General features: G+C 51.7%; 14 protein-coding genes and 1 tRNA gene. 13 read left to right on the forward strand and 2 right to left on the reverse strand.

Going from position 1 to position 13,532, the window contains the following annotated elements; translation table 11 throughout:
- The first annotated feature begins 93 nt into the window (after positions 1 to 93).
- On the forward strand, positions 94 to 402 hold the full coding sequence (locus ACZRJQ_RS01395; RefSeq protein ID WP_463976631.1) for an I78 family peptidase inhibitor: 309 nt from the start codon (positions 94 to 96) through the stop codon (positions 400 to 402).
- Between the two features lie 71 nt (positions 403 to 473).
- Here ACZRJQ_RS01395 and ACZRJQ_RS01400 read toward each other — a convergent pair whose 3' ends face one another.
- Entirely contained in the window at positions 474 to 686 is a 213-nt protein-coding gene (locus ACZRJQ_RS01400; RefSeq protein WP_003179963.1) for a cold-shock protein, read from the reverse strand.
- Between the two features lie 297 nt (positions 687 to 983).
- Positions 984 to 1,301 (reverse strand): hypothetical protein, encoded by a 318-nt coding sequence (locus tag ACZRJQ_RS01405; protein WP_463976632.1) that lies wholly within the window; start codon positions 1,299 to 1,301, stop codon positions 984 to 986.
- A gap of 360 nt (positions 1,302 to 1,661) precedes the next feature.
- On the opposite strand from ACZRJQ_RS01405, the gene thrS reads away from it, so the two are divergent.
- The 12 genes from thrS (at position 1,662) to ACZRJQ_RS01465 (ending at position 13,507) form a co-directional block, all read left to right on the forward strand.
- The gene (gene thrS, locus ACZRJQ_RS01410; protein WP_463976633.1) at positions 1,662 to 3,584 is read left to right on the forward strand and encodes a threonine--tRNA ligase; all 1,923 of its coding nucleotides are present in this window, start codon (positions 1,662 to 1,664) and stop codon (positions 3,582 to 3,584) included.
- Positions 3,584 to 4,135 carry a translation initiation factor IF-3 gene (gene infC / locus ACZRJQ_RS01415; protein ID WP_171970586.1) on the forward strand — a complete coding sequence of 184 codons (552 nt, stop codon included), beginning with the start codon at positions 3,584 to 3,586 and terminating at the stop codon, positions 4,133 to 4,135. The genes thrS and infC overlap by 1 nt, the downstream gene beginning before the upstream one ends.
- A 59-nt stretch (positions 4,136 to 4,194) precedes the next feature.
- Positions 4,195 to 4,389 (forward strand): 50S ribosomal protein L35, encoded by a 195-nt coding sequence (gene rpmI, locus ACZRJQ_RS01420; protein ID WP_002553160.1) that lies wholly within the window; start codon positions 4,195 to 4,197, stop codon positions 4,387 to 4,389.
- 29 nt (positions 4,390 to 4,418) lie between these two features.
- Entirely contained in the window at positions 4,419 to 4,775 is a 357-nt protein-coding gene (gene rplT / locus ACZRJQ_RS01425; RefSeq protein ID WP_003442184.1) for a 50S ribosomal protein L20, read from the forward strand.
- A 108-nt stretch (positions 4,776 to 4,883) separates the two neighbouring features.
- On the forward strand, positions 4,884 to 5,900 hold the full coding sequence (gene pheS / locus ACZRJQ_RS01430) for a phenylalanine--tRNA ligase subunit alpha (RefSeq protein WP_463976634.1): 1,017 nt from the start codon (positions 4,884 to 4,886) through the stop codon (positions 5,898 to 5,900).
- Positions 5,901 to 5,926: 26 nt separating this feature from the next.
- Positions 5,927 to 8,305 (forward strand): phenylalanine--tRNA ligase subunit beta, encoded by a 2,379-nt coding sequence (pheT, locus tag ACZRJQ_RS01435; RefSeq protein WP_463976635.1) that lies wholly within the window; start codon positions 5,927 to 5,929, stop codon positions 8,303 to 8,305.
- 3 nt (positions 8,306 to 8,308) lie between these two features.
- Positions 8,309 to 8,611, forward strand: a complete 303-nt coding sequence (ihfA, locus tag ACZRJQ_RS01440) for an integration host factor subunit alpha (RefSeq protein WP_002553164.1) — start codon at positions 8,309 to 8,311, stop codon at positions 8,609 to 8,611.
- Positions 8,592 to 8,948: a MerR family transcriptional regulator gene (locus ACZRJQ_RS01445; protein ID WP_463976636.1), complete on the forward strand. Its 357-nt coding sequence runs from the start codon at positions 8,592 to 8,594 to the stop codon at positions 8,946 to 8,948. The genes ihfA and ACZRJQ_RS01445 overlap by 20 nt, the downstream gene beginning before the upstream one ends.
- A gap of 90 nt (positions 8,949 to 9,038) precedes the next feature.
- A tRNA-Pro gene (locus ACZRJQ_RS01450) sits at positions 9,039 to 9,115 on the forward strand.
- Between the two features lie 490 nt (positions 9,116 to 9,605).
- Positions 9,606 to 11,231: a methyl-accepting chemotaxis protein gene (locus tag ACZRJQ_RS01455; protein WP_463976637.1), complete on the forward strand. Its 1,626-nt coding sequence runs from the start codon at positions 9,606 to 9,608 to the stop codon at positions 11,229 to 11,231.
- Between the two features lie 65 nt (positions 11,232 to 11,296).
- Positions 11,297 to 11,992 (forward strand): tRNA (adenine(22)-N(1))-methyltransferase, encoded by a 696-nt coding sequence (locus ACZRJQ_RS01460; protein ID WP_463976638.1) that lies wholly within the window; start codon positions 11,297 to 11,299, stop codon positions 11,990 to 11,992.
- A gap of 492 nt (positions 11,993 to 12,484) precedes the next feature.
- The gene (locus tag ACZRJQ_RS01465; protein WP_463976639.1) at positions 12,485 to 13,507 is read left to right on the forward strand and encodes a zinc-dependent alcohol dehydrogenase; all 1,023 of its coding nucleotides are present in this window, start codon (positions 12,485 to 12,487) and stop codon (positions 13,505 to 13,507) included.
- Positions 13,508 to 13,532: the final 25 nt, after the last annotated feature.

Genomic DNA, 13,532 nt, shown 5'->3' on the forward strand with positions numbered 1-13,532 from the left:
GATACGACCAATAGGAGTGTTGTCATGTGTTGTGCAACCTTCTAGCGCTAAAGCGGTCGCAAAGGCTCTCACTCATTATTTTAAGGAGGCTTCATGTCTTGGAAGCTAGTGTCGTTGGGTTCGTTGTTGGCGGTCATAACGCTGTCTGGTTGCAGCACCACAGGCTCTGTTAATGAACCTGTTGTTCAGGCTGGGCACAGCCGTTGCGATGCTCAGTCAGCTGCGTTTGTGATTGGCAAGAAAGCATCGCCTGAGCTTTTGGAGCAGGCGCGAGTGAAGGCGGGGGCGCAGAATGCTCGCATCTTGTTACCACACGATGTTATGACGCTAGAGTATCGTTCTGATCGCTTGAACCTGAATGCGGACGACAATGCAGTTATTACTCGGGTTAATTGCGGCTGATCACAGGGCTGCGTTGAATCAGGCACAAAAAACCCCGTCACATGGACGGGGTTTTTTTGTTCGAAGGAGATTTACTCCGGACGAACCTGTGCAGCTTGCATACCCTTTTGGCCTTTCTCAGCCACGAAGGAAACGGTTTGGCCTTCTTTCAGGCTTTTGAAACCGTCGCTTTCGATAGCTTTGAAGTGTACGAACAGGTCGTCACCGCCACCTTGAGGAGTGATGAAGCCGAAGCCTTTTTCATCGTTGAACCATTTTACGGTGCCGGTTTGGCGATTAGACATGGTGTATCTCCAAGAAACTTATATTTTCAGTAGTACTGTGTTGCTCAGGCCAACTGGGCACACCGAGCTATCATAGTCGAAATGCGCGGTTTGGGAGCCCCCCTACGTCACAGTTTGATGCGTTACGAGGTTGTTTGTGCCGTGTTAAATGCTCGAAGCCCCCGATTTGTGGGGCTTTGACGGTCAAAACGACTTAAAAAAAAAGCATCCGATGAGGCGTTTTTTTTGCGTGGAGGGTGCTTTTTCGTAGCTTTGCTGCTGCTGAAGGTAGCCAATACCCCCAATTTCACGCTTTGATTATTTCTTTGGTGTCGCTGCGGTTGCTCTACAAGACTGGATTGCATCGAGCGCTTTTGTGCGCAGTTCTGCACTTGGTTGCACGCGCTTGTCCATCAGCTGTTTGATTTCTTTGGTTGAGAACTTTGCAGACAGCTTGTCGGCGCCACATGCGCAATGTTGCTGGGCTGTTTTTGCATCGACGCTTTGAGAGGCGGCTGCGACGCAATCCTTCATATAGTCTTGTTTGAGTCCTGCTGGCCAGTTGTCCGCATGAGCGCTAAGCGGGAGAAGCAGTGCCAGTGGGGCTGCCAAAGCAAATAAATGAGTCATGCGCATGTGATGCTCCTTACAGGACGTTGATACGAAATATGATTCACGGTGCATTTGAGGGGCTAAGTGCAGTTCAAGTTCACCATTTTGCAATACAGGCAGTATTTTAGGCAGCCTGTGCGTGTGTTCTGCATCAAGCCTGCATCTGTGTTAGCATGCGGCCCTTGGCTGTTCCGGGTGCTTTTTGTAACGCGTGAACTCAGAGCCATTAACCTTTTTTGATTTGAACTCCAGTCACTCTGGTTCGGTTTTCGGTTCGCCGCAAGGCTCCTGCCACTGTGAGGCAGGCATACCACCGAATCGCGTACTGGCTCATCCCAACCCACGTGACCTTTGGTAGGGGTCACCACTAGGAGAGGAGGCGCCATGCCAACTATTACTCTTCCCGACGGCAGTCAGCGTTCATTCGACCATGCAGTATCTGTGGCCGAAGTTGCCGCATCAATCGGCGCAGGCCTTGCAAAGGCTACCGTGGCCGGCAAGGTCAACGGCAAGTTGGTTGATGCCTGTGATCTGATTGAAAATGACGCCACTCTGCAAATCATCACGCCCAAGGATGAAGAGGGGCTGGAGATCATTCGTCACTCTTGCGCCCACTTGGTAGGCCATGCTGTGAAGCAGTTGTACCCCACGGCTAAAATGGTCATTGGGCCTGTGATCCAGGAAGGCTTTTACTACGATATTTTTTACGATCGGCCATTTACTCCGGATGACATGGCAGCCATCGAACAGCGTATGCAGCAGCTGATCGAAAAAGACTATGACGTCATCAAAAAAGTAACGCCTCGTGCAGAAGTTATCGAGCTGTTTTCTGAGCGTGGCGAAGACTACAAGCTGCGTCTGATCGAAGACATGCCAGAGGAGCAGGCCATGGGCCTGTACTTCCACGAAGAATATGTCGACATGTGCCGCGGGCCGCACGTGCCAAACACGCGATTCTTGAAGTCTTTCAAGCTGACCAAGCTGTCAGGCGCTTATTGGCGCGGCGATGCCAAGAACGAGCAATTGCAGCGTATCTACGGCACCGCTTGGGCTGATAAAAAGCAGTTGGCGGCTTACATTCAGCGTATTGAAGAGGCTGAAAAGCGCGATCACCGTAAAATCGGCAAGCGCCTTGGGCTGTTCCACACTCAAGAAGAAGCACCGGGCATGGTGTTCTGGCACCCGAACGGCTGGACGCTTTATCAGGTGCTTGAGCAATACATGCGTAAAGTGCAGCGCGATAACGGCTATTTGGAGATTAAAACTCCACAGGTTGTTGATCGTAGCTTGTGGGAAAAGTCCGGTCACTGGGCTAACTACGCAGAAAATATGTTCACCACTGAGTCGGAAAATCGCGATTACGCGATCAAGCCGATGAACTGCCCTTGTCACGTCCAAGTGTTCAATCAGGGGCTTAAAAGCTACCGTGAGCTGCCTATGCGTCTGGCAGAGTTCGGTGCATGCCATCGCAATGAGCCATCAGGTGCATTGCATGGGATTATGCGCGTACGGGCCTTTACGCAGGACGATGCGCACATTTTCTGTACTGAAGAGCAGATGCAAGCTGAATCGGCCGCCTTCATCAAGCTGACTCTCGATGTGTACGCGGACTTCGGCTTCAAGGACGTTGAGCTTAAATTATCCACTCGTCCTGAAAAACGCGTTGGCTCTGATGAGTTGTGGGATCGTGCAGAGAGCGCTTTGGCTTCGGCCCTTGATAGTGCAGGCCTGACCTATGACTTGCAGCCGGGTGAGGGCGCCTTTTATGGACCCAAGATTGAATTTTCTCTGAAAGATTGTCTGGGTCGTGTCTGGCAGTGTGGTACCTTACAGCTCGATTTCAACCTGCCGATTCGTCTGGGCGCAGAATATGTGTCCGAAGACAACAGTCGCAAGCACCCCGTTATGCTGCACCGTGCGATCCTTGGATCGTTCGAACGTTTTGTCGGTATTTTGATCGAGCATTACGAAGGTGCATTCCCTGCGTGGCTGGCGCCAACTCAGGCAGTGATCATGAATATCACTGATAAACAGGCAGATTTTGCCGCTGAAGTTGAAAAAACTCTCAATCAGAGCGGATTTCGTGCCAAGTCTGACTTGAGAAATGAAAAGATCGGCTTTAAAATCCGCGAGCATACTTTGCTCAAGGTTCCTTATCTCTTGGTTATCGGAGATCGGGAAGTCGAGATGCAGACTGTCGCTGTGCGTACACGTGAAGGTGCTGACCTGGGCTCGATGCCCGTCGCGCAATTCGCTGAATTCCTCGCACAAGCGGTTTCCCGGCGTGGTCGCCATGATTCGGAGTAATTATTATTAAGCGTGAAATGAGACAAGATAAACGAGCTGCACCGAAGGCCCCGATCAACGAGAATATCTCGGCACGCGAGGTTCGGTTAATTGGGGCTGAAGGCGAGCAGCTTGGGATTGTGTCAATTGAAGACGCGCTTCTTAAAGCTGAAGAGGCCAAACTGGATTTGGTGGAAATCTCCGCCGATGCAGTACCCCCAGTTTGTAAGCTGATGGACTACGGCAAATCTATCTTCGAAAAGAAGAAACAGGTTGCTGCTGCAAAGAAAAACCAGAAACAGATCCAGGTTAAAGAAATCAAGTTTCGTCCAGGGACGGAGGAAGGGGATTACCAGGTAAAACTGCGCAACCTGGTACGTTTCCTGAGTGATGGGGACAGGGCCAAGGTATCGTTAAGATTCCGTGGTCGTGAGATGGCCCACCAGGAGCTGGGTATGGAACTGTTAAAGCGGGTTGAAGGTGACTTGCTTGAATACGGGACCGTCGAACAGCATCCTAAGATGGAAGGACGCCAACTGATTATGGTCATCGCCCCGAAAAAGAAGAAGTAATCTCTAGGGCACGGCAGGCCTTTTGATTATGCTTATCAACTGAATGCGGAGTACCGAACATGCCAAAGATGAAAACTAAAAGTGGTGCTGCTAAGCGGTTTCTGAAAACTGCTAACGGCATCAAGCACAAGCACGCTTTCAAGAGCCACATCCTGACCAAAATGTCGACTAAGCGTAAGCGTCAATTGCGCGGTAGCAGCTTGCTGCATCCGTCTGACGTTGCAAAAGTCGAGCGCATGCTGCGCCTTCGTTAATTTTTGGTTAAGACTAGAGGAAGTAACTCATGGCTCGTGTAAAGCGTGGCGTTGTCGCCCGTAAACGTCACAAAAAAATTCTGAAACTAGCTAAAGGCTACTACGGCGCACGCTCACGCGTATTCCGTGTTGCCAAGCAAGCGGTAATCAAGGCAGGCCAATACGCCTACCGTGACCGTCGTCAGAAAAAACGTCAGTTCCGCGCTCTGTGGATCGCTCGTATCAACGCTGGTGCTCGTATTAACGGTCTGTCTTACAGCCGTTTCATCGCTGGCCTGAAAAAAGCTTCCATCGAGATCGACCGCAAGGTTCTGTCTGATCTGGCAGTGAACGAAAAAGCGGCGTTTGCTGCGATTGTCGAGAAAGCTAAAGCCACCTTGGCTTAAGTACCCCGACAGTTACTTGAGCTCACCTATGTGAGTTCAAGTGCTAAACGTCTTAAATAGGGGAAGAGCCTTCAAGCTCTTCCCCTATTTTGTATCTGGAGTCTGTACATGGAAAACCTGGATGCGCTGGTCTCTCAAGCACTAGAGGCTGTGCAAAGCGCCGATGACATCAATGCCCTGGAGCAAATCCGGGTTCAATACCTTGGTAAAAAAGGTGAGCTGACTCAGGTGATGAAGACCCTGGGAAGTTTGCCAGCTGAAGAGCGCCCGCAAGTCGGCGCTTTGATCAACGTTGCCAAGGAGCGTGTTACAGAGGTGCTCAATACACGCAAGGCATTGTTTGAGGAGGCCGAACTGGCTGCCAAACTATCCGCCGAGTCCATTGATGTGACCTTGCCTGGCCGTGGTCAGACTTCTGGTGGTCTGCATCCGGTTACGCGCACTCTGGAGCGAATTGAACAGTTCTTTACTCATATTGGCTATGGCATTGCCGAAGGCCCTGAGGTTGAAGACGACTACCACAATTTTGAGGCGCTCAACATTCCAGGCCATCACCCGGCCCGCTCGATGCATGACACCTTCTACTTCAATGCAAACATGTTGTTGCGCACCCATACCTCTCCGGTACAGGTCCGCACCATGGAGTCCAAGCAACCGCCGATTCGTATTGTCTGCCCGGGTCGTGTGTACCGTAGCGACTCTGATATCACTCACTCGCCAATGTTCCATCAGGTTGAAGGTCTGTTAGTCGACCGCGATATTAACTTCGCCGATCTGAAAGGGACTATTGAAGAGTTTCTGCGCGTGTTCTTTGAAAAAGAGCTGGCAGTACGTTTCCGCCCTTCCTACTTCCCGTTTACTGAGCCATCGGCTGAAGTCGATATGGAATGCGTAATGTGCAGCGGTAAGGGCTGCCGTGTCTGCAAGCAAACTGGCTGGTTGGAAGTCATGGGTTGCGGCATGGTTCATCCGAATGTGTTGCGCATGTCCGGGATCGATCCTGAAGAGTTCTCAGGTTTTGCCTTCGGTATGGGTGTAGAGCGCTTAGCCATGCTGCGTTACGGCGTGAACGACTTACGTCTGTTCTTCGATAACGACTTGCGGTTTCTTGCGCAATTTCGCTAGTCGTAACGAATTCTTAGGAGAGCAGGATGAAATTCAGTGAACAATGGCTGCGTGGTTGGGTTAACCCGCAGGTAAGTCGCGATGAGCTGGTTGCTCGTCTGTCGATGGCAGGTCTTGAGGTCGATAGTGTTGCACCTGTTGCCGGCGTCTTCAGTGGCGTTGTGGTAGGTGAAGTGCTGAGCACCGAGCAGCACCCTGATGCTGACAAACTCCGTGTTTGCCAGGTCAGCAATGGCGCGGAAACTTTTCAGGTAGTTTGCGGTGCGCCAAACGTGCGTACTGGCTTGAAGATTCCATTCGCCATGATTGGTGCTCAGCTGCCTGGTGACTTCAAGATCAAGAAGGCCAAACTGCGTGGCGTTGAGTCCAATGGCATGCTCTGCTCGCAAGCAGAGTTGCAAATTGGTGAGGGCAATGATGGGTTGATGGAGCTTCCGGGTGACGCACCTGTTGGTGAAGATGTTCGCGTCTATCTGAATCTCGAAGACGCCAGCATTGAAGTCGACCTGACGCCGAACCGTGGCGACTGCTTGTCGCTGGCCGGTCTGGCTCGCGAAGTCGGTGCGTTGTACGCAGCGCCGGTGAGCCGCCCTGTAGTGGCGGTAGTTCCGGCTGTGCATGATGAGGTCCGCTCTGTTGAAGTGCTGGCTCCTGCTGCTTGCCCGCGTTACCTGGGGCGTGTAATTCGCAATGTTGACCTATCCCGCCCCACGCCGCTGTGGATGGTTGAGCGCCTGCGTCGCGCCGACGTGCGCAGCATCGACGCTGCTGTCGACATCACGAACTATGTGATGCTGGAGCTGGGTCAGCCATTGCACGCGTTTGACCTTGCCGAAATTAATGGCGGCATTCGCGTACGCATGGCTGAAGAGGGCGAGAAGCTGGTACTGCTCGACGGCCAGGAAGTTACCCTGCGCCGCGACACGCTGGTGATTGCAGACCATGCCCGCGCCTTGGCCATTGCTGGCGTAATGGGTGGCGAGCACAGCGGTGTGACTGACAAGACTCGCGACGTGTTCCTTGAAAGCGCTTTCTTTGATCAGATCGCTGTCGCTGGCAAGGCCCGTTCCTACGGCCTGCACACTGACGCATCGCACCGTTACGAGCGTGGTGTGGACTGGAAGCTGGCCCGTGAAGCCATGGAGCGCGCCACTGGCCTGCTGCTAGAAATCACTGGCGGCGAAGCAGGCCCGATCATCGAAACTGTGAGCGAGGAGTACCTTCCATTGGTGGCTCCGATCACGTTGCGTGCTTCCCGTATCAGCCAGATGCTCGGCATGGAAATGGATCCGGTCGAAGTTGAACGCTTGCTCGGTGCTTTAGGTCTCGCTATCACTTCTGACGGTGCAGGGCAGTGGCGTGTAGAGGTACCTAGCCATCGCTTTGACATCGGTCTCGAAGTAGATTTGATTGAAGAGTTGGCGCGTTTGTACGGCTATAACCGCTTACCGGTACGTTATCCTCAAGCGCGACTGGCGCCGCAGGCTAAGGCCGAAGCGCGTAGCGACCTACCAGAGTTGCGTCGTCTGTTGGTAGCACGTGGTTATCAGGAGGCTATTACCTACAGCTTCATTGACCCAAAACAGTTCGAATTGTTTAGTCCGGGCATAGATCCTCTGTTGTTGGCTAATCCAATTTCAAACGACATGGCTGCGATGCGCGCCTCCTTGTGGCCGGGTCTGGTTAAAGCTTTGCTACATAACCTGAATCGTCAGCAAGATCGTGTTCGTTTGTTTGAGAGTGGTCTGCGCTTTGTCGGTCAACTGGAAGGATTGAAGCAAGAGCCTATGCTGGCTGGCGTGATCTGCGGCACTCGTTTGCCTGAAGGGTGGGCGCAAGATCGCGATGTTGTCGACTTCTTTGACGTCAAGGCTGACGTGGAGGCCGTGTTGGGGTTCTCCGGTGCATTGGGTCAGTTCACTTTTGTGTCTGGTAAGCATCCGGCATTACATCCAGGCCAAACTGCACGCATCGAACGTGATGGTCGTGAAGTGGGCTACGTAGGCGCAATCCACCCAGAACTTTCAAAAACGTTGGGCTTGGACCGACCGGTATTCGTTTTCGAGCTGGTACTGGAAGAAGTGGCGTTGGGTAAAATGCCTAAGTTCCACGAGTTATCGCGTTTTCCTGAGGTACGTCGTGACTTGGCACTGTTGGCCGATCGTGACGTAGCAGCCGGTGACGTGCTGGATGTGATTCGTGAAAACGCAGGTGAATGGCTCACAGACCTAAGGTTGTTTGACGTTTACCAGGGTAAAGGTATTGATCCGCATAGAAAAAGCCTTGCGGTTGGCTTGACCTGGCAGCATCCATCGCGCACTCTTAATGACGATGAGGTGAGCACCACGACACAAAACATCCTCACCTCGCTCGAAAAAAGGTTGAACGCCACGTTAAGGAAGTGACGTATGGGGGCTCTGACGAAAGCTGAAATGGCAGAACGTCTTTATGAAGAGCTGGGCCTGAATAAACGCGAGGCCAAAGAACTGGTTGAGCTGTTTTTCGAAGAAATCAGGCACGCTCTTGAAGACAACGAACAAGTCAAACTGTCAGGTTTTGGCAACTTTGATCTGCGTGACAAGCGACAGCGGCCTGGCCGCAATCCGAAAACGGGAGAGGAAATCCCGATCACGGCTCGCCGTGTGGTCACCTTTCGTCCAGGGCAGAAGTTGAAGGCCCGAGTAGAGGCTTATGCTGGAACCAAGTCATAACGACGAACTCCCGCCTATCCCAGGCAAACGCTACTTCGCTATTGGCGAAGTTAGCGAGCTATGTGCGGTTAAACCGCACGTACTGCGCTATTGGGAGCAAGAGTTTCCTCAGCTTAATCCTGTTAAACGTCGCGGAAACCGCCGGTATTATCAGCGACAGGATGTACTGATGATCCGGCAGATACGCGCTCTGCTTTATGACCAAGGTTTTACTATTGGGGGCGCACGATTACGGCTCTCAGGTGATGAAGCTAAAGACGACACCACGCAATACAAGCAATTGATCCGTCAAACGATCTCCGAGCTGGAGGATGTTTTGCAAGTCCTCAAGAAATAGCTCCAAGCTTCAAAATACTTTCGTATTTCAAAAGCTTAAGGTATATTTCTCGACAGCTTTAGTAAGTGGTATTAAAAAGTAACGCCTAGTCGGGGCGTAGCGCAGTCCGGTAGCGCACTAGCATGGGGTGCTAGGGGTCGAGTGTTCGAATCACTCCGTCCCGACCATATTTTTCAATGACCTAGCCCAACCTAATCCGTTGGGCTTTTTCATGTCTGAAAAATTACTCCCACATTTACTCCCACAGATTTTTTAACCAATAGCCACCTGCAGTGAGCGTTCAGCCCCGTCGTTGAGGGAGCACTGGGTTTCTGACTCTGCGAAATACTCAACGGTTGTAAGGGCATAAGCGCGAAAGTTGAATATGTTTTGCTCAATATTTTGTGCTTTATCACTCCATTCATACCAAGCAGGATGTGCCGCTCCTAGTACCGAGAGTCGAATGCACGTTTGTATGACACTCTCATGACAATAATAAACATTGAGCTCAAACGTTGCCGGCGGTCGGATTACACTCATTAACCGCTCTAGCAAGCCGATCTCGCTTGGGTTAAGTTGCGCAGCCTCGGTCATTTAGCCTAGGTCGCGGACAGGGATGTTCGGACAATTTCCACACCCTCAGCGGGTGTACCTCATTCCTGCCATGAGTACTTTTTGATGTTTTTGCCCAAGTCCCTGAGAGCGCAAATTCTCACTCTGTTGAGCAGCAGTTTGTTCGCGATGTTGTTGATTGCCTTGGCGTGTTTTCACTTTTTGTCCAGCGGTGTTCAGAGCTACGCGAACTTGATTAAAGGTCCGCTGCACACTTCCCAGTTGATCGATGAAGCTAATCTGCAATTTAAAGTCCAGGTTCAGGAATGGAAGAACGTTTTGCTGCGGGGCAAACAACCTGCAGAGCTGAACAAATATTGGAGCCAGTTCGAGGAGCGCCAGCGTGAGGTGCAGGGCATTTTGGGGGAGTTGGCTGCTCAGAATGGCATTGAGCCACAACTCAAAACACGTATCGAGCGCTTGCGTGACGAGCATCGCCTGTTGGGGGTGGCCTATCAGAAGGGGCGTGATGCTTATGTGGCGGCAGGTGCCGATGCAGCGGCGGGTGACGTGGCAGTCAAGGGCGTAGATCGCGCTTGCAGCGAACAGATGAGCGCGTTGGTGACAGAGTTGCGCACACAGGGCTTAGAGCAATCGAGCCTTATTAGCGCTGACGCTGATCGTACGGTGTTGCTGGGGATTATCGTGATGCTCGCTTCGGGGCTGCTGATCGGTGTGCTGAGCCTGTGGTTGGTCAACCGCAACCTGGTCGAGCCGATTAGCAAGCTGATCGAGTACGTTGCGCAATTGAGCCAGGGGCGCTTCTCTGAACGAGTGGTTAGTACGCGCCAGGATGAACTGGGGAAATTAGCCGCTGCAGCCAATACACTTAGGAACTTTCTCGCCGATACCTTCAGCCACTTGCAGGTCAGCGCCAAGGATCTGGACAGTGCCAGTGGTGAGTTGAAATCGATCGCCAGTCTTATGGCCCTCGGAACCAACGAGCAGTTCAGTCGCACCGACCAGGTCGCCACGGCGATGAATGAAATGTCTGCCACGGCACAAGAAGTTGCGCGTCACGCCGCCGATGCCGCGCGTGCTGCCGATGACGCTGACCAGTCTGCCCAGCAGGGTGAAAAAGTCATGCAGGACACCATTCACACGATTACCCGGATGCGCGGCGAAGTTGCCAGCACGGCCACGGTCATTCGCCGTCTGGAAACCGACAGCGGACGCATTGGCCAGGTTCTGGAAGTGATTCGCGGTATTGCTGAACAGACCAACCTGCTGGCGCTTAACGCGGCGATCGAAGCCGCCCGCGCTGGTGAAGCCGGGCGCGGTTTTGCGGTAGTGGCTGACGAAGTCCGCAGTCTGGCCCAGCGCACGGCGGCGTCGATCATTGAGATCAACCAGATCATTCAAGCCGTGCAAACCGGCGCAGTGGACGCGGCTCAAGCTATCGAAAGTGGCCAGTCACGCAGTGAAGAAAGTGTTGAGCAAGTGACTCAGGCTGGCGCCATGCTGGAGCGCATCACCCAGGCCGTGGAAGCGATTCGTGACATGAATCGCCAAATTGCTACCGCTGCTGAAGAACAAACTTCGGTGGCTGAGGACATCTCGCGAAACCTCATCGAGATCACTACCATTGCCAGTACCAATCTGGACAACATGCAGCGCACCGAAGTCGCGAGCCATAACCTGCATAGGTTGTCAGGACAGTTGAGTGAAGTGACGGCACGCTTGAGCGCCTGATGCAGTCATTTAGGCCGCTTTTGCGTATCCCAAAGCGGCCGAGTACACGGAATGAAAGGAACTGAATGAACGAACACACATTGTCTGAGCGTCTGGAACGTGTGGCAGCGCATATACCGGCGCATGCACGCTTGGCCGACATCGGCTCGGATCACGCTTACTTGCCAGTGGCGTTGATGCGCCGTGGTGCCATTACTGCTGCGGTAGCGGGCGAGGTGGCTTTAACGCCGTTCCGGTCGGCCGAACGTACCGTGCGCGAAAACGACCTTGAGCAGCAAATCAACGTGCGGCTGGCCAATGGACTGGCGGCGATCGAACCGCAAGATGGAGTCACGGCGATCAGCATCTGCGGCATGGGTGGCGAGACGATCCGCGATATTCTCAATAATGGTAAGGCTCGTTTAACGGGTATGGAACGCCTGATCTTGCAGCCCAATGGCGGTGAGCAGCCATTGCGTCAATGGTTGATGGAAAATGGCTACCAGATCGTTAGCGAGGAGTTACTGCGCGAAAACTGTTTCGACTACGAAATCATTGTCGCCGAGCGCTCCGGGCCGATCATGTACACGGCCGAGCAACTGTACTTTGGCCCGTTGCTAATGCAGGTGCGCAGCCCGGCGTTTTTGCTCAAATGGGAACGCATTTTGCGCTATAAGCAGCAGATTTTGAGCAATGTTTCCCGAGCACGGCAGGCAGTACCTGAGCAGAAAGTGCAAGGCATCGCCCAACAAGCACGTTGGATTGCAGAATTGTTAACGTGAATTCGGTTGGTGGGTTGTTATCCAAATAAATAAACTCTTGCTCTGTGAGACTATTACTTCACGGGCGTACGAAAAATTGTTAATGATATTACTTGGCTAGCGTTTGTACATGTCAAGTTGTTGCCAATAAGTCTGTGAGGGGTGGTGTTTTTTGGGGCGGGAGGAGTTCGTTTTGAAAGTTTTTGTATAAGTTAAATCTAAAAAATAAGGTAAGTTCAGTCTGTGTGCTGTCTGGCACGCGTATCTATGTGTGTTGCATTAAATTTCAATGTAATGCCATTGGCGTATGCTGTATTGGTATGAATTTATTTGTATATATTTCATGGGTGGTTTTGGAGTGGCGGTGTGTTGCACAATAGCCATCGCTTTGACCTTTCTGGTTGTTGTTTAAAGTTAACAATATTTTTTGATTTCTACGGATTACAGTAAAGGTGTCAGAGTATGTACTCTACTTGGCAAGCTGGTTCAAAAAAATGGAGTGATTGATATTGTATGAATGCGATTGGCCTAGTTGATAAGCAGAGAATGGGTGTAGTAAATCACGATTATCCTGATGTATTACCCGTTGATGGCATTGAAATTGATATTGTCTTGTCAGGTATTTGTGGAACGGACTTGGCTGTATTGGCAGGGCGTGAAGAGGGGCACATAGGTGTTGTCCGAGGCCACGAAGCTGTCGGCATAATTGTAAACGTGGGGGAGGGTGTGACGCGTCTACAGGTAGGCATGCGGGTGGTTGTGGATCCAAATGAGTATTGCGGAACTTGTGAAGCCTGCTCCTCAGCTCAAACTCATCTATGTAATGGTGGTTTAGAGGCGGGGCTGGATATTGCAGGCATCAATAAGCACGGTACATTTGCTGAACGCTTTATTACCCGTGAGCGTTTTGTGCACTGTCTTCCAGATGATATGAGCTGGGAGGTCGGTGTACTGACAGAGCCTGTCGCTTGTATTCTGAACAATATTGAACAAGCCTCGATTCAGGCTGGGGAGCGTGTGTTACTTCTCGGGTCAGGGCCGATGAGTTTAGTCGCACAGTTAATGCTACGTGCAATGGGTGTCGATACACTGGCGACAGATCTGAATACCTACCGCATAAACTTTGGCCGCTCGTTGGGTTTAGATGTTATCCATCCTGATGAACTTGAGTCTCGAATGAAACAGCAGGTGAAATTCGATGCGGTAATAGATACGGTTGGCAATCAAATCAATACGGCAGTTCAATGTGTCCGACGGGGCGGAAGAATTGTTCTTTTTGGATTTGATGGAAACTATAGCTATCCTTTGCCGGTGAAGCATTTTCTTGTTAGTGCAATCAGTGTTATCGCGGCGGGGGAATATAATCAGCACTTTCCTCGAGCGCTAAAAATAGCACGTAGACTTCCCGATCTTGGGAAGCTGGTGACGCACTACTACATCTTGGAATCACATGAGACAGTATTTGATCGCATTTTGAATGATCCGTCTGTGTCCTCCATCAAAAGTGTTTTTACGCCTAATCCAAAATATCTATAAATATTAACTGCCTGTGATAACTATA

Source organism: Pseudomonas sp. E315 (assembly GCF_055406205.1).